Genomic DNA, 23,447 nt, shown 5'->3' on the forward strand with positions numbered 1-23,447 from the left:
TCCCTCCTCTCGTCGCGCACAGAGTAGTCGCGTGATCGCTTATACGCCTACTGGACGGTCACACCAGGCGGCGGGCCGTCGCCCAGCGGGTCAGCTCGTGCCGGTTGGAGAGCTGGAGCTTGCGCAGCACCGCCGAGACGTGCGACTCGACCGTCTTCACCGAGATGAAGAGCTGCTTGGCGATCTCCTTGTACGCGTATCCGCGCGCGATCAGCCGCAGCACCTCGCGCTCGCGCTGCGTGAGCCGGTCCAGGTCCTCGTCCACCGGCGGCGCGTCCGTCGAGGCGAACGCGTCGAGCACGAAGCCCGCCAGCCGCGGCGAGAACACCGCGTCCCCCTCCTGCACCCGGAAGACCGAGTCCACCAGGTCGGTGCCGGTGATGGTCTTGGTGACGTAGCCGCGTGCACCCCCGCGGATCACGCCGATGACGTCCTCGGCCGCGTCGGACACCGACAGCGCCAGGAACCGCACCGGATTCTCGGCGGCCGCCATCAGCGGGGCGCAGCGGCGCAGCACCTCGACACCGCCGCCGCCGGGCAGGTGCACGTCGAGGAGGACCACCTCGGGCCGGGTGGCGGTGATGACGGTGACGGCCTGGTCGACGTCGGCGGCCTCGCCGACGACCTCGACGCCGGTCCGGTCGGTCTCGCCGATCTCGGCCTGCACTCCCGTGCGGAACATCCTGTGGTCGTCGACGAGCACCACCCGGACGCGCCTGGTCTCCCCCGTGCCTGCGTTCTCTCCGGCCTCGGTCATGCCGTGTTCGCCGCCCTTTCCATCTCCAGCTCGACTTCCGTGCCGCCGTCGGGCGCGGACCGCAGTCGCGCGGTCCCGCCGTTGCGCTGCATCCGGCCGATGATCGATTCTCGTACGCCCATGCGGTCTTCGGGTACCGCGTCGATGTCGAAGCCGGGCCCCCGGTCCCGTACGGACACGAACACCGTCTGCCCCTCCACCTCCGCGTACACCTGCACCGGGCCGCCCTCGCCACCGTACTTGGCGGCGTTGACCATCGCCTCGCGCGCGGCCTGGATCTGGGCCCCCAGCTTCTCGTCGAGCGGGCAGTCGCCGACGACGACGACCTCGATGGGCACCCCGTGGTGGTCCTCCACCTCGGCCGCGGTCTTCTTCACGGCCTCGGCCAGGGTGACCGGCTCCTCGGCCTCGTCCTTGCCGGTGCCCTCGGGCTTGTAGAGCCAGTTGCGCAGCTCGCGCTCCTGGGCCCGCGCGAGCCGTCGGACCTCGCCGACATCCTCCGCGTTGCGCTGGATCAGGGTGAGGGTGTGCAGCACGGAGTCGTGGACGTGGGCGGCGACCTCGGCGCGTTCCTGGGCGCGGATGCGCATGAGCCGCTCCTCGGAGAGGTCCTGGGTCATCCGGATCAGCCAGGGTCCGGCGAGCAGGGCGACGCCGACGAGGACGGCGAGGGTGGCGGTCAGGACGTTGCCGAGCTGTGCGGCGGATCCCCGTACCACGATGAAGACGGTGAGGCCCACGCCGACGAGGGCGACGCCGGCGAGCGCGCGGGCGGCCTGGAAGAGGCGCCCGTGCCGTCCCGCGGCCGTGGTCCAGTGGGCGCGGCGGGCGTTGTCCGCCTGCCGCCATACGAGGACCACCCCGGCCCCGACCAGCAGCGTCGGCCACACGTAGCGCCCGGACTCGCCGCCCAGTTGGACCTTGGAGATGAAGATGCCCGCGCCGACGAACAGGGCGATCAGCGCGGTGACCTGCCCCCGGTCGGGCTTGCGCAGCCGGCGGGCGCCGTCGGGGAGGTTCTCGAAGAAGGAGCGGTGCCCGGCGCGCCCGCCGACGCCGAGCGGTACGAACACCCAGAACGCGGCGTAGAGCAGCACGCCCAGGCCGTCCCCCCACATGAACAGGAGCAGGAACGCCAGCCGGACCCAGCCCACGGGCAGCCCGAGGTGCCCGGCCAGGCCGCGCGCGACACCGCCGAGCATCCGGCCGTCGGCGCTGCGGTACAGCTTGCGCTGCGGCGGGTCGTCGGCGTCCGGGGCGTGCGGGGGGCGGGTGGCGGCGGCTACGGGCATGTCACCAAGGGTCACACGGCGGGCTGCGGCCCGGCATCAGGGCATCCCCCCACTTCTACCGGGCGGATTTCAGGGTCGCGCCAGGGTAGGGCCGGATTCCGAGTGCCCTCGCCGACCGTCACCATGGACGCATGACCGACGTACACGACGCTCCGCCGGACGGCGCCGGGGCACCCCGGGCGGCTGCCGAGACCCGGCCGCCCCTGCGCCGCAGCAAGCGCGACAAGGTCCTCGCGGGGGTGTGCGGCGGCCTCGGCCGGTACTTCGACCTGGACCCGGTGATCTTCCGGATCGTCCTCGGTGTCCTCGCGGTCACCGGCGGTGTCGGCCTCATCTTCTACGGCTTCGCGTGGCTGCTGCTGCCGCAGGAGGGGGAGGAGGACAGCGAGGCGAAGAAGCTGCTGACGGGGCGGGTCGAAGGGGCGACCCTGGTGGCGGTGTTCGCCGCGCTGGTGGGCTGCGCGCTGTTCCTGTCGATGCTGGACAACGGCGCCCTGGCGGTCTTCTCGGTCCTGGTCGTCCTCGCGCTCGGCGGCGCCTCGTACTGGTCGCAGCGGCGCCGGCAGGCCGCCGCCCCCGAGACGGAGGCGCCCGCCCCCGGTGGGGCCGCGCCCCGCGTCGCCCACGCCCCGGCCGCCCCTCCGGAGACGAAGGCCCCGCCCGCTCCCGGCGCCCCGTCCTGGTGGCGGGACCCGCTGGTCAAGGACGGCACCACCGGCCCCGTCGGCTCGACGGGGTACCTGTGGGGGCCGCCCGACGCCGCCGCGGAGCCCGCGGGCTCCGCGGCCGCCTCCGCCGCGGCTGCCTCCGCCCGGCCGCCCGCGCCCGCCCGGGTCCCGCGGCGCGGCGGCATCGGCGGCCGGGTGTTCGTGCTCGCCCTGCTGGCGGGGGCCGCCGGTACCGCGGCGGAGTGGGAGGGCAGTTCGCTGGGCGCGGCCCTGCAGACCGGGCTCGCCGCCGCCCTGGTCGTCTTCGGCCTGGGCCTCGCGGTGAGCTCCCTGCTCGGGCGCACCGGCTTCGGCACCGTCGTGCTGGCGGTGTGCACCTCCGTTCTGCTGGCGGGCGCCGCGGCCCTGCCGCGCGAGATCGGCACCGACTGGCGGGAGGTCGTGTGGCGGCCTGCAGCGGTGGCCGACGTGCGGCCCTCGTACGAGGCGGGCACCGGGACGGCCACCTTGGACCTGAGCCGGCTGGACGTGCCGAAGGGCACCAGCGTGGCCGTCAGCGCGTCCATCGACGCGGGCCGCCTCAAGGTGCTCCTGCCGCGGGAGGTGACGGCGCGGGCGGACGTCACCGTCCGGCGGCTCGGCGACATCCAGCTGCCGGGCGACTCCGCGGGCCGGATCGAGCGGGCCGGGCCCGGGCAGCAGAACCGGACGGCGACCCTCGCCCCGCCTCCCGGCACCGAGGCCGGCGGGACGGTCGAGCTGGACCTCAGTGCGGGCATCGGACAGGTGGAGGTGGCCCGTGCGGCGTCATGAGTTCCAGCCGGGACGGCTGATCGCGGGTCTGGTCCTGCTGCTGGCGGGAGTGCTCTACCTGCTCGACAGCGCCGGGGAGGCCGACCTGCCGTGGTTCGCGGTCATCCCCATGACCATGGGAGGCCTGTCCCTGGCCTCGCTGGTGGGGCTGGTCACCTACGCCGTGCGCCGTGACCGGCGCGACCGGATCTCCGAGTCCAGCGACAGGTAGGGCGCGCCGGCGAGGATCAGGGGGGTCCAGGCCAGCAGGTAGATCAGGTCGTTGCCGTAGTAGTACGGCGACACCGCCCACGACACCGTGAGCCACAGGCTGAGCGAGATCAGCGCCCCGCCGATCGCCGCGGTCCGCGACAGCAGGCCGGCCAGGGTACCGAGGCCCACCAGGATCTCGGCGACGGCGAGGAACACGGCGAAGCCCACCGGGGACTGCAGGGACAGGTCCACGAGTGCGGGGATCGCGGAGGTCTCGCGCACGCCGCGCATCAGGTCACCGACGGAGCCGTCGCCGGAGGCGGAGAGGAAGGCGGGATCGAAGAGCTTGTCCAGCCCCGCGTACACGAAGGTCACGCCGAGGAAGAGCCGCAGCGGCAGCAGGTGGTACCGGGCAGCCTGGTCACGCAGGCCGCGCGGTACGTCGGTCCGGGGAGGTGCTTCGGTTCTCGTCACGGGTCATGTGTACCCCGATCACTCGGCCACGTCGATGGTGCAGCGATTGGATTCCACTCCGGCGGCCGTGACCACCTGGATATCGGTGCGCCCCGGTTCCACTTCCGCCGGGACCGGCACCGTGAGCACCGCGTCGGAAGGGTTGGTGAACCCGCCGGGCACCGGGACCAGCGGTACGTGCACGTGGACGGCCCCGACGCGGACCACCAGCCGGGCGAGCATCTCGGGGGTGTGCGCCCCGGGCGGGACGAAGCCCACGCCCCGGATTTCGATGTCGTCCCCGGGGCGGACGGCGGCGTCCAGGTCCCCGGGTTCCCGTCTGCGCACCACCGACAGCACGAGCGGGCGGCTGCCCTCCGCGTACTTCGCCGCCAGGTACACCGCGGCCGACAGCGCGACCAGCAGGGCCAGCGCCCAGGGCAGCTGCGGCAGCCGGTCCGGGAAGCGGGCGAGCGAGGCCGCCGCGTAGGCCAGCACGACCGTCGAGACGAGCACGTACTGCGCGTCCGGGAAGCTCCCGCGGCCCGCGTCGTCCGTCAGCAGGTCCGCTCCGCGCGGCCGGTCGGCCGGCAGCTTCTGCAGCCGCTGGCTCATGATCCGTACGCACACCACCCGGCGCACCAGCACCGCCACCGCGGAGGTCAGCACGACCACCGACAGCAGCGGCAGCGCACGGTCCAGGGCGAGTCCCGCGTACAGCCCCTGCCGTTCCGGGCCGGGGCCCGACGCGGCCAGCCGCAGCGCGGGCAGCAGCGTGGCGAACGCCGTCAGCACCACCCAGGCGCTGGGCACCGCCTTCGAGGTGGACAGCCGGTTGTCCTCGCCCACCAGCGGGGCCAGCAGCCCGCCGCGCAGTGATTGGGCGCGGGCGGCTACCGTCAGCAGCCCGGCCAGCAGCAGGGCGGCGAGCAGTCCGGCGGTGCGCGCGGTGGACCAGCCGGTGCCGAGCGCGGCGGCGACCTGGACGATCAGCAGGACGCCCGCGGCGATCCAGACGGCGAGGACGGCCCGCCGCGAGAACACGTACAGCCAGGAGCTGCCGGCTTCCCGGCCGCGGTCGGCGACGTTGCGGGCGGACAGGGTCAGCTCGTCGGAGACCCACTGGCGGGAGGCGCCGAGGGAGTGGGCGACGGCGGCCGGCACCCCCTGCCCGGCGGCGAACTCGTCGCGCTTCTCCAGGAACGCGGCGACCGCGCGGCGGTGCCCTTCCCGCGCGCACTCTTCGCAGGCGCAGGCGCTGGTATGGGTGCCGCGGGACATCTCTTGGACAGCCACGTGCGTGCCGCCTCTCTGAACTACGGGGCAATGCCAGCGAATTGTGCACCACTGCGGCAGTGCTCCGGATTGCGCACGATGTCAGAGCAGGTGATTAACGGTTCATGATGTTGACGCCAGGTCCGCGACGGTCTGCCACAACGGCTGGTAGCTCACCCACGCGGCGAGGTCCCCGCCGAACCGCTCGCGGGTGGCCACGGCGCTGTGGTGGTCGATGAGCACCGGTTTCCCCGCCGCCCGCGCGATCAGCTGGACCTCGGCCGCCCGTTCCGCCGCGACGAACCACCAGGCCGCCGCGTCCACCGAGCCGCCGACCGTCAGCAGCCCGTGGTTGCGCAGGACCAGCGCCTTGTACGGGCCGAGCGCGCGGGCGATCCGCGCGCCGTCCTGCGCTCCGGCGTACTCGTCGAGGAGGGCGTGGTCCTCGTAGAAGGCACAGGCCTCGTGGGTGATCGGGGCGAGCAGTTCGCCGAGCGCGGCCAGCGCCCGGCCGTACGGGGCCTGGGTGCGGACCACGGCCACCGCCCCGGGGCGCGCCCGGTGCACGGCGGCGTGCACGGCGAACGCCAGCTCGTTGACCCGCCGCTCCCCCTGGACCACGTGCCCGTCCCCGTCGACGAGCAGCAGGTCCTCGGGGCCGAGGGCGGCGAAGGCGCGGCCGAAGGGGTTCACCCAGTAGCAGTCGTCGAACTCCGGGTCCCGTGCGGTGACGTGCCCGGCGACCCCGTCCTCGTACCCGAGGCGGGCGAACAGCCGCAGCGTTCCGGCGAGGCGCTGCTTGCGGTACGCACGTTCCTCGGCCGGGTCCTGGTGCGCGGGCGGCATCTCGAACCGCAGCCGGTCCACCGGCACCGGTCCGGGCCGCGTGCCCGGCGTCCCCGTCTCCTCGGACATCGCCCGCCCTCCTCCGGTCCGGCTCCGCCGTCGTCGTCGGCGCAAGGTACTGGCCCCGGCGCGAGGAGAACAGAGCCGCGCGGTGGTGAAACGGCGACGTCGCCGCCACCCGGTCCGGCCGGGCGACGGCGACGTCGTGCGGGGCGGGGCCCCTTACTCCCACTCGATGGTGCCCGGGGGCTTGCTCGTGCAGTCCAGGACCACCCGGTTCACCTCCGGCACCTCGTTGGTGATGCGGGTGGAGATGCGGGCGAGCACCTCGTACGGCATGCGCGTCCAGTCCGCCGTCATGGCGTCCTCGGAGGAGACGGGGCGCAGCACGATCGGGTGGCCGTAGGTGCGGCCGTCGCCCTGGACGCCGACACTGCGGACGTCCGCGAGCAGGACGACCGGGCACTGCCAGATCTCGCGGTCCAGGCCGGCCGCGGTGAGCTCGTGGCGGGCGATGGCGTCGGCCTCGCGCAGCAGGTCCAGGCGCTCCTTGGTGACCTCGCCGACGATGCGGATGCCGAGGCCGGGGCCGGGGAAGGGCTGGCGCTGGACGATCTCCTCGGGCAGGCCGAGCTCTTGGCCGACCATGCGGACCTCGTCCTTGAAGAGCTGGCGCAGCGGCTCGACGAGCTCGAACTCGATGTCGTCGGGGAGGCCGCCGACGTTGTGGTGCGACTTGATGTTCGCGGTGCCCGTGCCGCCGCCGGACTCGACGACGTCCGGGTACAGGGTGCCCTGCACGAGGAACGCGACCGCGGGGCCGTCTTCCTGGAGGATCTCCAGCTGGGCCTGCTCGAAGACGCGGATGAACTCGCGGCCGATGATCTTCCGCTTGGTCTCCGGGTCGGAGACGCCGGCGAGCGCGTTCAGGAAGCGCTCCTGGGCGTCGACGACCTTCAGCTGCACGCCGGTGGCGGCGACGAAGTCCTTCTCGACCTGCTCGGTCTCGCCCTTGCGCATCAGACCGTGGTCGACGTAGACGCAGGTCAGCTGGGAGCCGATGGCCTTCTGCACGAGGGCCGCGGCGACCGCGGAGTCCACGCCGCCGGACAGACCGCAGATGGCGCGCTTGTCGCCGACCTGCGCGCGGATGGCCGCGACCTGCTCCTCGACGATGTTGCCGGTGGTCCAGGTGGGGGCCAGGCCGGCGCCGCGGTAGAGGAAGTGCTCCAGGATCTGCTGACCATGCGTGGAGTGCATCACCTCGGGGTGGTACTGCACGCCGTACAGCTTCTTCTCGTCGTTCTCGAAGGCGGCCACCGGTACGACGTTCGTCGACGCGGTGACGGTGAAGCCCTCGGGGGCGGCGGAGCAGGCGTCACCGTGCGACATCCACACGGACTGGTTCTCCGGGGTGCCCTCGAAGAGGGTGGAGCCGGGCTTGGAGACGTGCAGCGGGGTGCGGCCGTACTCGCGGGCGCCGGTGTTGTCGACGGTGCCGCCGAGGACGGTCGCCATCAGCTGGAAGCCGTAGCACATGCCGAAGACGGGGACCCCGGCCTCGAAGAGGGCGCGGTCCAGCTGCGGGGCGCCTTCCTCGTACACGGAGGACGGACCGCCGGAGAGGATGATCGCCTTCGGGTTCTTGGCCAGCATCTCGTCGACGGGCATCGAGCTCGGCACGATCTCGCTGTAGACCCGTGCCTCGCGGACGCGGCGGGCGATGAGCTGGGCGTACTGGGCGCCGAAGTCGACGACGAGAACCGTGTCCGGGGCGCTGTCGTGGGCGGCGGAGGGTGCTTCTGGCACGGGGCGGCCTTCCGGCGGAAGAGGTGGCTGTTTTGTCGATTCTAACGGGGCACCCGTACCCCTTTTCGTCTCACCGTCCGAGTCCTGGGCCACGGCGGTGGGGCGCGACGGCGCCGGCGTCATCCGGCCGGAGCTCCGCGGGCGGGGATCGCTGCACCGCCTGCCGGTCCTCGGCGAGGCGGCCGAGAACCGGGCGCGCCACACCCGGCACCGAGGCGTCTCACCATCCGAACCGGGTTGGCCGGAAGGCGTGCGGGGGGACATAATCCCTTCCGTGCGCAAGCAGCTGAGCTTCCTCTTTACCTATGGCACCGGCCGGTCCGGTCGCCATGGGTCATCGTGATGCTCGCCTGAGCCGCCGACTTCCCAGAGCGCCCCGGTCCGACAGGACCGGGGCGCTCTGCGTTCTCCGGACCTGCGGGCCCCACCCCGACAGGAGAGACGACCATGACCACGATCGCCACCGCCCCCGAGCAGCTGATCGCCGAGTCCCGCACCCGCATCGACGCCATCGACGACCGGATCATCGGGCTGATCCAGGAGCGGATGGCCGTCTCGACGGTCATCCAGGACGCCCGGATCGCCTCCGGCGGGCGCCGGGTGCACCTGTCCCGCGAGATGGAGGTGCTGTCCCATTGGAGCGATGCTCTCGGCAAGCCCGGTACCGCCCTCGCGATGACGCTGCTGGAGCTGTGCCGGGGGCGGGTGTGACGGCTGTTCGTCACCCGTCCGGAGCGTGACCGCCCCAGGGACGCTTCGTTGGTGAGGTTGTCCGCGTCAGCCAGCCGCGGAACCGCAACACCACGCGTGGCTCCGAAGGAGCGATGAGACGTGCGCCTCGTGGTGCGCGCGTCGTGGGACCTCGCTCCTTCGTGTGACCGGACGGCAGGGGACAGCAGCCCGGTCACCCCGTAGAGGACGGCCGGCCAGGGGGACGCCCCGGGCCGGCCGTTCTGCGTCGGCGGCCGGGCGCCGGACCGTTCCTAGGCGTGTGTGCCGGTCTTGCGGCGGAAGGCCAGGACCAGGCCGCCGCCCGCGGCCACGAGCACCGCGCCGCCGAGCGCGAGCGGCCCGGCGGAGCTGCCGGTGGCGGCGAGACCGCCGTGGGTCGCGGTACCGGAGGTGGCGGAGGGCGTGGCCGAGGCGGTGGCCGTCGCGGTCGGCGACGACGTGGCCGAGGTGGTCGGCGTCGGCGAGGCGCCGCCGTCCTTCGCGGCGATCACGACGGGCGCCTTGTCGTTGGCGTGGTTCGGGTCCCACGGCTGGCCCGCGGTGCCCTCGGGGGTCCACCGTCCGACCGAGACGGAGCCCGCCGCGTTCGCCACGACCTGCTCGATCTTCAGCTCGAAGGGGTAGGCGAACCTCTCCCGCTCCCCCACGACATGCCCGGTGGAGCAGAAGTAGCGCGGTGCGCCCAGCGCCTGCTCGCGGGCCGTGCCGTCGGCGTTGACGCCGTGGCAGCCGGCCGGGACCCTGGTGACCTTCGTACCGGCCGGGATCACGATGTCCGTGCGGGCGACGCTCTCACCGGAGCGCAACTCCGCCACCCAGGCGGGACCGTTGTTGCGGAAGCCGAAGTCGGCCCTGACCGTCTCGCCCACCCCGCCGGCGAGGGAGACGGGCCAGGCCACGAGGTCGGCGCTGTTGCGGGTCCTGAAGTCGAACTCCTGCATGTTGTTCCAGGGGTCGAGGTCCCCCGACCGTGCGGAGGCCCCGGCGGCGCGCTCGCGCACGGCCAGTTTCTTGCCGCCGGCCGGCTTCTTGGCCGTCCCGGCCGCCTTCGGCTGGTGCCCGTCGGCGTACACGGCGTAGGTGAGGGTGTCGGCGAAGGCGTGCGGGGCGGCCTTCAGGGTCAGCGGGCCGTCGACCCCGTAGACGGCGCCCGGCGTGTACTCGCCCTCCAGCAGGCATTGCGCCGTGCTCCAGCCCGTGTTCAGGGGCTGCCCCTCACCGGTGTCCTCGGAGTAGGAGCAGTTGTCGTACTGCTCCAGCAGGTCGATGCCGTGGGTGGTGCGCACCTCCAGGACGACGCCCTTGACGGACTCCGTGCCCTCGTTGGCGAAGACGACCGACAGGTTCTGGGTGTCGCCCGGCTTCTGCTCCTCCTTCAGCCGGGCCCGCTCCAGCACGAGGTCGGGGCCGCCGACCCGGACCGTGGTGGTGGCGGACCGGAAGGTGGCTCCCTCGGCCTCGCCGGTCACGGTGAGGTCCGCGGTGGCACCGGCCTTGCTGCCCTTGGCGGCGCTGAGATCCAGATCGACGACGCGGGTCTCGCCCTTCCACAGCGCGGGGCGCGTGCAGGTGACGGCCGCCTCGGTGAGCGTGCAGTCCGAGCCCTGCTGCTTCGCCAGCGTGACGTCCGCGACCCCCTTGAGCCCGCTCAGGTCGATGGTGAAGGTGCTCCGGCGGTCGAACGCCGAGGCGGTGTCGTTGACGAGCCGGAACGCGACCGAGGTCTTCTGCGGTTCGCCGCTCTGCCCGGGGTGCGGGCGCAGGCCGATCTCGGCCGGTCCGGCCAGGACGAGGGCGGGGTCCGCGGCGTGTGCGGGAGTGGCGGCGATTCCCAGGGCGGCGACGCCGCAGGCAGCCAGCAAGGAGATGCGCTTTCTCATGCTGCCGTTGACGGTCGAGGACGATGCGCAGTTGCCTCCGTGATGGTGTGATCGACGCCACAGCCCGGTCCGGCGGATTCCGGTACAACCATCAAGGCTGAACATCTGTCACGTATGTACCGCGGTGGGTACCGCGCTCGGAGGGGGAGCGCGGTGTCCACCGCCGTCATCCGGCCGGTTCCGGATCCCGTGGGGGAATTTCGGGGACAGCCAGGAACGGCAGCCGCAGCGCGCCGAACGCGTCCTCGGGGACGGCCGGCCGGACCGGTTCCACCGCCGCCAGGCGGGTGTAGGACGTGCCCTGTTCGGGGCGCGGGTCCCGGTCTCCCTTGTTGGGCCAGTACGCCATCGCCCGCTCCGCCTGCGCGGTGATCGTCAGCGACGGGTTCACCCCCAGGTTCGCGGAGACGGCCGAGCCGTCCACCACCGAGATGCCCGGGTGCCCGTACAGCCGGTGGTACGGGTCCACCACGCCCTCGCCCGCCGACGCTCCGATCGGGCAGCCGCCGAGGAAGTGTGCGGTCAGCGGGGTCCCCATCAGCTCGCCGATGTTGCTGCCGGGAAAGCCGTTGATCTCCTCGGCCAGCAGGGTCGCCGCCCGCGTGGCCTCCTCGATCTGCACCGGGTTCGGGGCGCCGTGCCCCTGGCGGGCGGTCAGCAGGCCCTTCCCGATCCCGCCCGGCCTGCGGTAGGTGGTCAGCGAGTTGTCGAGGGACTGCATGACCAGGCCGATGATGGTCCTCTCCGACCAGCGCCGGTTGGACAGTGAACGGGCCAGTTGGAGGGGGTGCTTCGCGGTCCTGGCCAGCCAGCCGCGGACCCGGTGGGCGCCGTAGGGCACCTGGAGGACGGTCATGAACCCCATCGCGTTGGAACCCTTGCCGTAGCGGACCGGCTCGATGTGGGTGTCGGCGTTGGGGTGCACGGAGGAGGTGATCGCCACGCCCCTGGTGAAGTCGGCCCGCTGCTCCCCGCCTGCGGCCGCGCCGTGCCGCCTGCGGTAGCGGCGGTCGTCGGTCTGCGCGCCGACCAGGCCCTCGGAGTTGGTCCGGGTCAGCTCCCCGAGCCGCTCCGACAGGCGCGGCAGCTCGCCGCGGTCCTTCATGGTGTGCAGCAGGGTCTGCGTGCCGTAGGTGCCCGCGGCGACGACCACGTACCGGCAGCGCAGCACCTTCGCCTTCCCGCGGCGGCGGCCGTCGGTGGGCACGGTGCGGACGCGGTGGCCGCCGTCCGGGTGCTCGGACAGGGCGGTGACGGTCGTCATGGGATGGATGACGGCGCCGGCGCGCTCGGCGAGGTGCAGGTAGTTCTCGTTCAGGGTGTTCTTCGCACCGTGCCGGCAGCCGGTCATGCACTCGCCGCATTCGGTACAGGCCCTGCGGGCGGGGCCGGCACCGCCGAAGTACGGGTCGGCGGTCTCCTCCCCGGGCCGGACGCGGGGACCGGCGGCGGCGTCCTCGCCGTCGCCGAAGAAGACCCCGACCGGGGCCATGTGGAAGGTGTCCGCCGCGCCCATCTTCTCGGCGGCCGCCTTGAGGTGGACGTCGGAGGGGGTCATGGTCGGGTTGAGGCGCACCCCGAGCATCCGCTTGGCCTGGTCGTAGTACGGGGCGAGTTCCTCGTGCCAGTCGGTGATGGACGCCCACTGCCGGTCCTCGAAGAAGGCCCGGGGCGGCACGTACAGGGTGTTGGCGTAGTTGAGCGAGCCGCCGCCGACGCCGGCGCCCGCGAGCACCATGACGTGGCCGAGCAGGTGGATCCGCTGGATCCCGTACAGCCCGAGGGCCGGGGCCCACAGGTAGTTGCGCAGGTCCCAACTGTTCTTCGGCAGGCTCTCGCGGGTGAAGCGGCGCCCTGCCTCCAGGACGCCGACCCGGTACCCCTTCTCGGTGAGGCGCAGGGCCGAGACCGACCCTCCGAAGCCCGATCCGATGACGATGACGTCGTAGTCGTAGGCGTCGTCGGATGCGTCGTCGTGCGACACGGATACCCCTTAGCGCAGTCGGAGAGCCTTCATGACCTTGAGGCTGCGGGTCATGAACGCCGCGTACGTCTCGTCGTCCATGCCCAGCGAGGGCGCCATCGGGACCAGCCGCTGCTGGGCGACGGTCTGGGCCTCGGTGTACTTGAGGATGCCCTCGGAGCCGTGGCGGCGGCCGAGGCCGGAGTCCTTCATGCCGCCCATGGGCGCCTGGGCGCTGCCGTAGGCGGGGGCGTAGCCCTCGTTGATGTTGACGGTGCCGGTGCGCAGGCGGGCGGCGACCTGGTGGCCGCGGCGGGCGTCCCGGGTCCAGACGCTGGAATTGAGGCCGTAGGCGGTGGCGTTGGCCTGCGCGACGGCCTCCTCCTCGTCGGTGAAGCGGTAGATCGAGACGACCGGGCCGAAGGTCTCCTCTCCGCAGACCGCCATGGCGGCTTCGACGCCGTCGAGGATGGTGGGCTCGTAGAAGAGCGGGCCGATGTCGGGGCGCGCGGTGCCGCCGGCCACGAGGGTGGCGCCCTGGGCGACGGCCTCGTCCACGTGCCGCTGCACGGTCTCCAGCTGGCGCTCGCCGACCAGGGATCCCATGTCGGCGCCGTAGGCGAGGGAGGCTCCGAGCCGCATGGCCCGGGTGCGGGCGGCGAACCGCTCGACGAAGTCGTCGGCGATCGAGGCGTGGACGTAGAGCCGCTCGATGGATATGCACAGCTGGCCGGCGGAGGAGAAGCAGGCGCGGACGGCGCCCGCGGCCGCCTTCTCGACGTCGGCGTCGTGCAGGACGAGCATGGCGTTCTTGCCGCCGAGTTCGAGGGAGGCCCCGACGAGTCGTTCGGCTGCGCCCCGGGCGACCTCGCGGCCGGTACGGGTGGAGCCGGTGAAGGAGACGTAGTCGGCGTGGCGGACCACCTCGGGGCCGACAACGGGGCCCTCACCGAGGACGATCTGGAAGACCTCGGCGGGCAGCCCGGCCTCGATGAGCAGGTCGCGGGCCCACAGGGCGGTCAGCGCGGTCTCGGTGTCGGGCTTCATGACGAGTGCGTTGCCCGCGGCGAAGGCCGGCAGGGCGTCTCCGACCGATAGTTCCAGGGGGTAGTTCCAGGGGGCGATCTGGCCGACGACCCCGCGCGGCTGGCGCAGCTCGGTGACCTTGGTGAGGGTGGGCATCGCGCCCGTGTGGCCCTTGGGGCGCAGGTACGAGGGCGCCTTGCGGCCGTAGTGGCGGGCCGACACGGCGACGGCCTGGACTTCCTCGTGGGCGTGCAGGCGCGCCTTGCCGGTCTCCAGCTGGATCAGGTCGAGGACCTCGGCCTGCCGGGCAAGGACCAGGTCGTGGAAGCGCAGCAGTACCGCGGCCCGCCGGCGTACGGGGACGGCCGCCCAGGCGGGCTGGGCGGCGCGGGCCCGGTCGAAGGCCTCGGCCACCTCGTCGGGGGTGGCTTCGGGGAGCTCGGTCAGCCGGTCCCCGGTGAAGGGGGTGTGGTTGGCGGTGCGGCCGGAGCCGATCACTCCGCGGGTCAGCCGTGCGACCAGGCCGGGGGTCACCACGTCGGCCGCGGTGCGGGCGCCGGCCGGGGCCGGGGCCACCGGGTTGGTGGGCTGCGGTGCCGTGCGGAGAGGGGCCTGGGAGGCCTGCGAGTCCGTCATGCGGGTGAGCGTATTCCGGCGGGCCGGCTTTGGGTACCCGCCGGTAACCGGATTTTGCCTTTTCCGCCAGTGATCGCTGGCAGAATGCCGGGATCAGGACTTCTTGGCAGGCGGCTCCCAGCCGCTGAGCACGATGTCGAACTGCTGGCGGGTCACGTCCCAGTCGGCGACCGGACTCGCCATGTAGATCGCGTACTCGGTCTCGTCCGGGGCGATGTACATCTGCTCCTTGGCCCTGCGCGGACCGGGGTGGCTCACCTTCTCCGTCCAACTGAAGTCCCAGAGCGCGGCCCGGGTGCTGCCCCGGAAGGTGTTCTGGTTCAGCTGGTGCTTCTTGTAGTCCGTCCGCTTCCCCACTTGCTGCTCCAGGTCCAGCAGGTGTGCGTACGGGTCCTTGTAGTCCGGGGTGGGGTCGGCGGCGATCCGGATGAAGTGCTTGCCGTCGTCCGGGGTGTAGTCGATCTGGTCGCCGTTGGCCTGGCGCTTCCAGCCTTCCGGGACGAACAGGGTGAAGCCGGCGAGGGGGTCGACGACCTTCGTGTAGCCGGCCGGTGCGGTCGCCTCCTGCGGCTTGCCGTCGTCGCCCGACGGCCCGCCCGTCGAACTCACGACGCGGTCCGGATCGCTCTCCCCGCCGGCGCCCCCGGTGTACTTGAGGACCCCGAAGACACCGCCGCCGCCGAGCAGCGCGGCCACCAGGGCCACCACCGCGGCACGCTTGACCCAGCCGCCGTCCCGGTCGACGGGCACGGCCGCGGGCGCGGCCGCCGTCCCCGGGACCGCGGGCTCCGGCAGCGGAGCCGTCTGCGCGACCTCCTCGCGCGGGGCCTGCTCCTCGGATTGGTCCTGCGCCGGGGAGAGCTCCTCGGAGGTGACCGCACGCGTGGGCACGTAGGCGTGCGCCGCCCTCGGCTCGCGGCCCTCCATCGCCTCCAGCAGCATCCGCTCGGCCTCCTCCGCCGAGGGCCGCTCCGTCGGGTCCTTGCGCAGCAGGGACGTGATCACCGGCCCGAGCACCCCGGCCTGGCGCAGCGCCGGCGGCTCGTCGTTCACCACGGCCTGCAGGCTGGAGATGGGCGACGTGCGGCGGAAGGGGGAACGGGCCTCCACCGCCGTGTAGAGGGTGGCGCCCAGCGACCACAGGTCCGAGGAGGGGTCGGGGATCCCGCCGGTGACCCGCTCGGGCGCCAGGTAGTCGATCGAGCCCACGATCTCGCCCGTGCGGGTGATGGACGAGTCGCCCTCGATCGCGGCGATCCCGAAGTCCGTGAGCAGCACCCGGCCGTCCTTGGCGAGGAGCACGTTGCCCGGCTTCACGTCCCGGTGCAGCACGCCCACCGCGTGCGCGGCGCGCAGTGCACCCAGCACGTGCAGCCCGATCCGGGCCGCCTCGCGCGGCTCGATCCGCCCCGCCGCCTTGGCCGCATCGGCGAGTGAGGGGCCGTCGATGTACTCCATGACGATCCACGGCCGGTCGTCATGCTCCAGCACGTCGTGGACGGTGACCACCGCCGGGTGCTGGATCCGGGCCGCCGCCCGGGCCTCCTTCTGCGTCCGGGCGTGCATGACGTCCCGGTCCGCCTGGGCGACGTACAGACCCGCCGTCAGTTCCTTGACCGCGACGGTCCTGTGGAGCAGTTCGTCATGTGCCCGCCACACCTTCCCCATACCGCCCCGGCCGATCGGCTCGACGAGCCTGTACCGGCCCGCCAGCACGGCGCCCCCACCTGTCTGCTGTTCCACGAATTCCCGCCGCTCTCTGCACTTCAGGCCAGATTACGGAGCCCACGGGGGCTGTCGGAACCGCCCGGGCGCCGAAAGACGGCACTGTGACGCAATCGCCGTACTGATCAGCCGTCAATATCCGATCATCCGCCCGCCTTGTAACTCGCCGTGGCCTTCTCGAAGACCTCGGTGACCTTGGTCTGTTCGTCCTCCGGACCGGTCACCAGGACGACGTGGTAACTGCCGCCCAGCGCGACGACGAAATTGCGGGCGAACACGTTGCGACCGGTCCCGTCGATCCACGTGTAGCGGCCCGTGGCCCGTAGTTGCTGCCCGACCCGGGTGGTCTTGACGTCCCCGACGGTCGACCAGGTGGAGGACCGGTACGGCGTCAGCTCCGGCTCCTTGTCCTTCTGATAGGCCGCCGGGTCCGGATTGCCCTCGACCTTGTCCCGGCCCGGGACCACGGTCAGGACGAACGACCCGTCGGTGTAGCGCACCTGGCCCGCCTCGTTGATCCCCCGGCGCTCCCAGCCCTCGGGGACGGTGATCTCGAAGTGCTCCGGGTCCTGCTGCGTGGTGTAGCCGGGCGGGGCCGGCGCGGGGGCGGCCTGCGACGCGGCGGGCCCGGTCGTCGCGGGGGGCGGGACGGACTCGGGCGTTCCGGTGGGCACCGGGGAGGGGCCCGGCCGCGGAGAGGTGTGCGCCGTGGTCTCCCCGGGGCCGTCCTGGTCCCGCGTCACCCCGGCCCGGGGCAGGAACAGCATCGCGTACGCGACGGCACCAGCGAGGAGAACTAGGACGCCGACGAGCAGGGTCCGGCCGAGTGCCACCGGCTTCCGGGCGGCCGTGGGATTGCGGTGCCGTCCGTGGACCTCACCGCGGCGGCGTACGACGGGCAGCCGCGCGGGATCGGGCTCCGGCATCGGGAGCATCCCGAGACCGGCGTCCGGCTCCGGAGCGGACCGCACGAGCGAGCGCAGCCAGCCGCGCAGCTCCTCGAAGTCGGGCCGCTCGGTGGGGTCCTGGCGCAGCAGGGACTCCACGACCGGGCGGAGCGCGCCGCACTCCTCGGCGAACGCGGGCGGCTCGGCGCAGACCATCTCGACGAGCTCGGCGACGCTGTCCTCCGGGTACGGGGCATGGCCCTGCACGGCGCGGTAGAGCAACGCGCCGAGCGCCCAGAGGTCGGTGGCGGGCCCGACGGGTGCCGCCAGCTGCCAGTGCCCGTGCACGGGGCCGGCCTGTTCGGGCGCCCACCGCTCGGTGATCGCGCCGACCACGGCCATGCGCGTGTGCCGCGCCCGCTCGGCGTCGAGGCCGCTCCACGGGGCCGTCTGCGCCGGGGGCCGCGGGACCGGCTCCGGTCCGGGCCCCGGGGACGGGCCGCCGGGTGCCGGGTGCTCCGTGGCCGGGCGGTCCGGGGCCTCGGCCTGGCGGTAGCCCTGGGGCAGGGCGAGTTGCGCGGGCAGGGCGGACGCGGCCGGCGGGGCGGCCCGGCTCCACGCGGACGGGGGCGGGGGCGGGGGCGGGGGCGGGGGCGGGGGCGGGACGGGCCGCGGCCGTACCTCGGGCGCCGGCTCGCTCCGGGGCATCGGCTCGCTGCCGGCCCCGGGCTCGGTCCCCGGCTCGGGCGCGGGCTCGGGGTGGGGGGCGGGCTGCGGCAGGGCCGGGCGGCGCGGGGTCGCGCCGTGCCAGGGGCCGGCGGCCCCTTCCCCGGCCCCTTCCCCGGACCGGTCCCCTTCCCCGGACTGCGGTCCTCCGCCGTACGGGTAGGAGTAGCCCTGTGGGAGGGCCGACCCGCCGGGCCGACGTTCGGCCGCGGCTCCGGCCGCGGGCTCGATCGCGGCCCCGGTACCGGCCTCGGCCTTGCGCTGCTCGGTGACCCGGGCGGCCGCGGCCCGCGCGCCCGCCCGGTACGCGGCGATGACCCCGGCGCGCGCGGCGGCCTGGACGTCGGCGCCGTCCCGCGGCCGCCCGGGGGTGATGTGGTCGGTGTACCGCGGTCCGGTGTCATAGCCCGGGGCCACGAGCGGCGCGTACCCGGGGGCGCCGTCCGCTGCGGGCCGGGGCGGGGGCGGCTCCTGGGCCGGGGCCGCGCGCGGTGGCGCCGCCTGCGTGGGGGCCGGTCCGGTATCGACCTGCGGGGCGGGGGCGGTCGGCGGGGCGGGGGCGGGACCCGCGCCCCACGTTTCCTCGGGGCCGGAGCCGGTGGCCCGGGGGACGGGGTCGTACCCGCACAGGGCCTCCTCCGCGGCGCCCGCCGCGAGACCCGTCAGGACGACCCGGCCGTCCTCGCACACCAGCACCGTCCGGACGGTGATGTTGCGGTGTGTCCAACCGTGAGCGTGCAGCACGCGCAGCGCGGTGAGCACGTCCGACGCCACCTCGGCAGCGCGGTAGGGGCTCAGGGGTTCGTCGGCGAGCAGCGCGGCCAGCGGCTTGGCCGGGACCAGTTCGCTCACTATCCACAACGACTCGCCCTCGGCGAACACGTCGAAGACCTGGTCCAGCCGGGGGTGGTCGGGAATCGCGGCCGCGGCCTGCGCCGCCTCGATGGCGCGCCGCACGGCCGGAAGGTCGGCGGGAGCGCGGCGGGCCGCAGGGACGGCCGGCGGCCCGTCCACCAGCTCGGCGTCCACGACCTCCGGCAACGGCACCTGCCGTACGAGGACTTCTTGTCCGCCGCGCGTGTCGAAGGCCCGGGTCTCGACGAGCTCGTACGCGTCGGACGGCGGCAGCGGCAGGCGGTAGCGGCCGGCCAGGATCCGGCCCGCGTACTCCTCCACATCGCCTCCCCCGAGTGCGGCAGGCTCCCAGGCCCCCGCTGACACGATACGTCGGCAGGGGCGCCTGCGTCCCGGGCTCAGCCGAGAGGCTGGAACGTCTGGAAGGCCACGTCACGCATCTGGGTGCACTCGGGACCGTCCCACTGGTCCGCGGGACAGCTGATCATGATCGCGTAGCCGTGCGTGGCATCGATCTTGAACCCGCGGTTGAGCACCCGGACCCTCATCCCGGCCTGCTCGCGCTCGAACTCCCAGTCGGCGACGGTCGGGTAGCCCCGGTACTCCGCCTTGTCTATGCGGATCTGCCGGTACCCCTTGCTGCTGCTGCCCACCGCCGGGGCCAGCCTGGACCAGGCGAGGGCCGCGTCGTCGGTCGGCTTGTTGTTGTAGTCGACCTGGATCCTCGGGAAGCCACCGTCGCGGCTGAATATCGCGCCGGAGTTCTCGCCGGCCGTGCCCGTCCGCCTGAACCCTTCGGGCATCGCCATCGAGAAGTGGAAGCCGGGCTCCGTCACCATCGCATATCCGGCGGGGAGGGCGCCGACCACGCCCCCGGTCGTGGTGCCCTGCCCCTGGCCTTGGCCCTGGTCCGCGGCCGGGGGCTGCTGGCCCTGGCCCTGTCCCTGGCCCTGACCGTCGGCGCCCGCGTCGGTGCCGGTGCCCTCGGTGCCGCCCGCGCCGGTCTCACCGGTGTTCCCCGAGGGCTGCGGGGAGCCCTGCCCGGCTTCGCCGGAGGTCTGCGGGGCGGACGCGGCCGGGGTCGCCCCGCCGTTCTTGCCCTGGTCCTTCTTGTCCTTGTCGTCGCCGCTGACCGCCCAGACGATCAGCGAGCCGACCACCGCCAGCACCGCGACCACGGCGACCACGGCCAGCGCGATGGTGCGGCGCGGCATGACGTCCGTGAGGGGTGCGACGACGGGGGCGGGCCGGCCCTTGGGCGCCTCGGCGGCCGAGACCGCGACCGCGGAGGCGGCCGGGGCGGCAGTCGCCGCCTTGCGGGCGGCCTTCAGTGCGGCCCGGGCACGCTCGCGCTGCTCCCGCTCGCGACGCTCCCGTTCCTTCTTCGCCGCCTTCTCGGCGGCCTTCTCCGCGGTGGCCTTCTCCGCGGCCTGCTTGGCGTCCGCCAGCGATATCTGCCGGGTCTTCTCGGCGACCTCGGGCACCACGGGGGCCGCTACCGGCTCGGGCGCGGCGAGGACGGCGGTGAGCATCTCCCGGGCGCGGCCCTCGTCGAGGCGGCGGGCCGGGTCCTTGGCGAGCAGCCCGTAGATGACCTCGGTGAGCGGGCCGGCGTTCTGCGGCGGGTCGACCGGCTCGGTCATCACCGCGGTGAGCGTGGCGAGCGCGGAGCCCTTGTCGTACGGGGGCACGCCTTCGACCGAGGCGTACAGCAGGCCGCCGAGCGACCACATGTCGGCAGGCGGGCCGGGCTTCTGGCCGCGGGCGCGCTCGGGCGAGATGTAGGAGGGGGCGCCGACGAGCATGCCGGTGGAGGTGACGGAGGGGTCTCCCTCGACCTGCGCGATGCCGAAGTCGGTGAGGACGACGCGGCCGCTGCCGGCGATGAGCACGTTGGACGGCTTGACGTCCCGGTGCAGGATGCCCTGGCCGTGGGCGGCGCGCAGGACGTCGAGCACCGCGAGGCCGACCTCGGCGGCGCGGTGCGGGGTGAGGGGACCGTTCTCCCGGATGAACTCGGCGAGCGAGGGCCCCTCGATGAGCTCCATGACGATCCACGGCCGGGCGTCCTCGTCGACGACGTCGTAGACGGTGACGGCGCCGCCGCTGCGGATCCGGGCGATGGCCTTGGCCTCGCGGAGGGTGCGGGTGATGAGACGGCGCTTCTCGTCCTCGTCGACCCCGCTGCTGAAGCGGAGCTCCTTGACGGCGACGGTGCGGCCCAGGGTCTCGTCCTGCGCCCGCCAGACGGTACCCATGCCGCCCTTGCCGAGGACGGCGCCCAGTCGGTAGCGGCCGGCCAGCAGCCGCCCTTCGTCCTGCCCGTCCGCAGCCGCCTTGGCGGCGGCGGCCTTGACGGCGGCGGCCATGGCGTCGGCCTTCTCGACGACGGGATTGCCCCCGGTCGCCCCGACCGCCTTGGCCACAGGCCTGGCGGCGACGGGCTCGGCCGCAGCCACGCCTCTGTCCGGCCCCGATCCGGCAGCCGCAGGCTTTGCGTCCTCGGGCTCCGCCACAGGCACGGCCTTGCCCGGCCCGGGCTTCGCAGCCGAAGGCTTCACCCCGTCAGGCTCCACCGCAGAAACGGACGCAGGCTTCGCGTCCTCGGGCTTCACAGCCTCGGGCTTCGCGTCCTCGGGCTTCGCGACAGCCGTCGCCCTGCCCGGCCGCGCCTTCGTCCCGCCGGGCTTCCCCGCAGGACCGGCTTCGGCGCCCTTGGACTCCGCCACAGGCACTGCCTTGCCCGGCCCCGGCTTCGCAGCCGAAGGCTTCACCCCGTCAGACTCCACCGCAGACGCAGACGCAGACGCAGGCTTCGGCCCGTCAGGCTCCGCCTCGGCAGCAGCCCTTGCCGCGGGCACGGAAACATCCTCGGGCTTCGCCGCGGGCGCGGAGGCGGGGGCGGACCCCGCCGAAGCGCCATCGTCAAGCTTCGCCGCAGACGCCCCGGCAGGTGACTCGGTGTGCTCCGGCTTCGACATGCGTCCCCTCTGCGATCGTGCCGCTGCTCCGCCCGCCCCAGCGGCTGAGCGACCCGGCGGCCGGGGCCCACGGTAACCCGCCCCGGCAGAGCCATCATTGTTCCTCACTCCGCAACGGACGGACCCCCCGGGTCTGCGGTTCCGCCTTCCGCATCCCGGAGTTACAACGGAACGATGTCGGGCGCTCCCAGCCGTGCAGCGTCCGCCGTCTGGTCGTCCGGCTGACGCTGCGATTCCCGCTCGGCCTGGACCCTCTTCTCGTAGTGCTCCACTTCCTTCGCGGTCTGCTGCTCGTCCCACCCCAGCACCGGTGCCATCAACTCCGCGCACTCCCGGGCCGACCGGGTCCCCCGGTCGAAGGTCTCGATCGAGATCCGCGTCCGCCGTGTCAGCACGTCGTCCAGGTGCCGCGCGCCCTCGTGCGAGGCGGCGTAGACGATCTCCGCCCGCAGGTAGTCGTCCGCGCCGGTCACCGCCCGCCCCAGTTCCGGATCGGAGGCGACGAGGTCCAGCAGTTCCTCCGTCAGCGTCCCGTACCGGTTCAACAGGTGTTCCACCCGCACCACGTGAAGGCCCGTCCGGGCGGCGATCCTGGCCCGTCCGTTCCACAGGGCCCGGTACCCCTCGGCCCCCACCAGCGGCACGTCCTCCGTCACGCACGGCGCCACCCGCTGGTCCAGTCCGTGCACGGCCTCGTCGACCGCGTCCTTCGCCATGACCCGGTACGTCGTGTACTTGCCGCCGGCGACCACCACCAGCCCCGGCACCGGATGCGCGACCGTGTGCTCGCGGGAGAGCTTGCTCGTCGCGTCGGACTCGCCGGCCAGCAGCGGCCGCAGGCCGGCGTAGACGCCCTGGACGTCGTCGCGCGTCAGCGGCACGGCCAGCACCGAGTTCACGTGTTCCAACACGTAGTCGATGTCCGCACTCGATGCCGCAGGGTGCGCCTTGTCCAGGTCCCAGTCGGTGTCCGTGGTCCCCACGATCCAGTGCCGCCCCCACGGGATGACGAACAGCACCGACTTCTCGGTCCGCAGGATCAACCCGGTGGTCGAGTGGATGCGGTCCTTGGGCACGACCAGGTGGATGCCCTTGGAGGCCCGCACGTGGAACTGCCCGCGCTCGCCGATCAGCGCCTGGGTGTCGTCCGTCCACACCCCGGTGGCATTCACCACCTGCTTCGCGCGGATCTCGTACTCGACGCCGCCCTCCACGTCCCGCACCCGCGCGCCGACCACCCGTTCGCCCTCGCGCAGGAACCCGACGACCCTCGCCCGGTTGGCGCAGTGCGCACCGTACGCCGCGGCCGTCCGCACGAGCGTGGTGACGTACCGGGCGTCGTCCATCTGGGCGTCGTAGTACTGGAGGGCTCCCACCAGGGCGTCCTTACGCAGCGCCGGCGCCACCCGCAGCGCCCGGGCGCGCGAGAGGTGGCGGTGCACCGGCAGACCCCGGCCGTGCCCGCTGGAAACCGACATCGCGTCGTACAGCGCCACGCCCGCGCCGGCGTAGAGCCGCTCCCAGCCCTTGTGCTGCAAGGGGTACAGGAAGGGCACGGGCTTGACCAGGTGCGGCGCGAGGCGCTCCAGCAGCAGGCCGCGCTCCTTGAGCGCCTCCCGTACGAGGGCGAAGTCGAGCATCTCCAGATAGCGCAGGCCGCCGTGGATCAGCTTGCTCGACCGGCTGGAGGTCCCGGAGGCCCAGTCCCGCGCCTCCACCAGGCCGGTGGACAGGCCCCTGGTCACGGCGTCGAGTGCGGTACCGGCGCCGACCACGCCCGCGCCCACGACGAGCACGTCCAGTTCCCGTTCGGCCATCCGGGTGAAGGCGGCGGCTCGCTGCGCCGGCCCCAGTGTCGCTGTCCTCACGGCTGCCTCCCGTTGGTGCGGGTGAGATCCCGCTCACATGCCCCGTTTGACGATTCTGACGTC

At 73.5% G+C, this 23,447-nt stretch carries 16 protein-coding genes; 3 read left to right on the forward strand and 13 right to left on the reverse strand.

Going from position 1 to position 23,447, the window contains the following annotated elements; all coding sequences use genetic code 11:
- Window positions 1–58: 58 nt before the first annotated feature.
- Together AW27_RS12715 and AW27_RS12720 are read right to left on the reverse strand one after the other, a co-directional pair.
- Window positions 59–757: a LuxR C-terminal-related transcriptional regulator gene (locus tag AW27_RS12715; RefSeq protein ID WP_037919026.1), complete on the reverse strand. Its 699-nt coding sequence runs from the start codon at window positions 755–757 to the stop codon at window positions 59–61.
- Window positions 754–2,049: an ATP-binding protein gene (locus tag AW27_RS12720; protein ID WP_037919023.1), complete on the reverse strand. Its 1,296-nt coding sequence runs from the start codon at window positions 2,047–2,049 to the stop codon at window positions 754–756. The genes AW27_RS12715 and AW27_RS12720 overlap by 4 nt, the downstream gene beginning before the upstream one ends.
- A gap of 131 nt (window positions 2,050–2,180) precedes the next feature.
- Between AW27_RS12720 and AW27_RS12725 the strand changes: the two genes are divergently transcribed.
- Window positions 2,181–3,530, forward strand: a complete 1,350-nt coding sequence (locus AW27_RS12725) for a PspC domain-containing protein (protein WP_037919021.1) — start codon at window positions 2,181–2,183, stop codon at window positions 3,528–3,530.
- Window positions 3,517–3,741, forward strand: coding sequence for a hypothetical protein (locus AW27_RS12730; protein ID WP_037919018.1), 225 nt, complete (start codon window positions 3,517–3,519; stop codon window positions 3,739–3,741). The genes AW27_RS12725 and AW27_RS12730 overlap by 14 nt, the downstream gene beginning before the upstream one ends.
- On the opposite strand, the gene AW27_RS12735 is transcribed toward AW27_RS12730, so the two are convergent.
- The 4 genes from AW27_RS12735 to guaA form a co-directional block, all read right to left on the reverse strand.
- On the reverse strand, window positions 3,687–4,196 hold the full coding sequence (locus tag AW27_RS12735; RefSeq protein WP_037919017.1) for a DoxX family membrane protein: 510 nt from the start codon (window positions 4,194–4,196) through the stop codon (window positions 3,687–3,689). The two genes, AW27_RS12730 and AW27_RS12735, sit on opposite strands and share 55 nt — an antisense overlap.
- An 18-nt stretch (window positions 4,197–4,214) precedes the next feature.
- Window positions 4,215–5,471: a hypothetical protein gene (locus AW27_RS12740; RefSeq protein ID WP_052030277.1), complete on the reverse strand. Its 1,257-nt coding sequence runs from the start codon at window positions 5,469–5,471 to the stop codon at window positions 4,215–4,217.
- Between the two features lie 102 nt (window positions 5,472–5,573).
- Complete coding sequence (locus AW27_RS12745; RefSeq protein WP_037919015.1) at window positions 5,574–6,365, reverse strand: class II aldolase/adducin family protein; 792 nt, start codon at window positions 6,363–6,365, stop codon at window positions 5,574–5,576.
- 153 nt (window positions 6,366–6,518) lie between these two features.
- Complete coding sequence (guaA, locus tag AW27_RS12750) at window positions 6,519–8,105, reverse strand: glutamine-hydrolyzing GMP synthase (RefSeq protein WP_037919014.1); 1,587 nt, start codon at window positions 8,103–8,105, stop codon at window positions 6,519–6,521.
- A 447-nt stretch (window positions 8,106–8,552) separates the two neighbouring features.
- Here guaA and AW27_RS12755 point away from each other — a divergent pair, with 447 nt between their 5' ends.
- Window positions 8,553–8,816, forward strand: a complete 264-nt coding sequence (locus tag AW27_RS12755) for a chorismate mutase (protein WP_037919013.1) — start codon at window positions 8,553–8,555, stop codon at window positions 8,814–8,816.
- Between the two features lie 272 nt (window positions 8,817–9,088).
- Here the strand turns inward: AW27_RS12755 and AW27_RS12760 are convergent, their stop codons facing one another.
- From AW27_RS12760 to AW27_RS12790, 7 genes are all read right to left on the reverse strand, one after another.
- Complete coding sequence (locus tag AW27_RS12760) at window positions 9,089–10,717, reverse strand: COG1361 family protein (protein WP_157840195.1); 1,629 nt, start codon at window positions 10,715–10,717, stop codon at window positions 9,089–9,091.
- Window positions 10,718–10,883: 166 nt separating this feature from the next.
- On the reverse strand, window positions 10,884–12,701 hold the full coding sequence (locus tag AW27_RS12765) for a GMC oxidoreductase (RefSeq protein WP_037919011.1): 1,818 nt from the start codon (window positions 12,699–12,701) through the stop codon (window positions 10,884–10,886).
- Between the two features lie 9 nt (window positions 12,702–12,710).
- Window positions 12,711–14,342, reverse strand: coding sequence for a succinic semialdehyde dehydrogenase (locus AW27_RS12770; RefSeq protein ID WP_037919008.1), 1,632 nt, complete (start codon window positions 14,340–14,342; stop codon window positions 12,711–12,713).
- A gap of 93 nt (window positions 14,343–14,435) precedes the next feature.
- Complete coding sequence (locus AW27_RS12775; RefSeq protein ID WP_037919005.1) at window positions 14,436–16,085, reverse strand: serine/threonine-protein kinase; 1,650 nt, start codon at window positions 16,083–16,085, stop codon at window positions 14,436–14,438.
- 125 nt (window positions 16,086–16,210) lie between these two features.
- Complete coding sequence (locus AW27_RS12780) at window positions 16,211–18,856, reverse strand: protein kinase (protein WP_304949865.1); 2,646 nt, start codon at window positions 18,854–18,856, stop codon at window positions 16,211–16,213.
- 77 nt (window positions 18,857–18,933) lie between these two features.
- A complete protein-coding gene (locus tag AW27_RS12785) occupies window positions 18,934–20,904 on the reverse strand; it encodes a serine/threonine-protein kinase (RefSeq protein ID WP_037919908.1) in 1,971 nt (656 codons plus the stop codon).
- Window positions 20,905–21,677: 773 nt separating this feature from the next.
- The gene (locus tag AW27_RS12790; RefSeq protein WP_037918999.1) at window positions 21,678–23,384 is read right to left on the reverse strand and encodes a glycerol-3-phosphate dehydrogenase/oxidase; all 1,707 of its coding nucleotides are present in this window, start codon (window positions 23,382–23,384) and stop codon (window positions 21,678–21,680) included.
- Between the last annotated feature and the right edge of the window lie 63 nt (window positions 23,385–23,447).

Source organism: Streptomyces sp. PCS3-D2 (assembly GCF_000612545.2).
Lineage (GTDB): Bacteria > Actinomycetota > Actinomycetes > Streptomycetales > Streptomycetaceae > Streptomyces.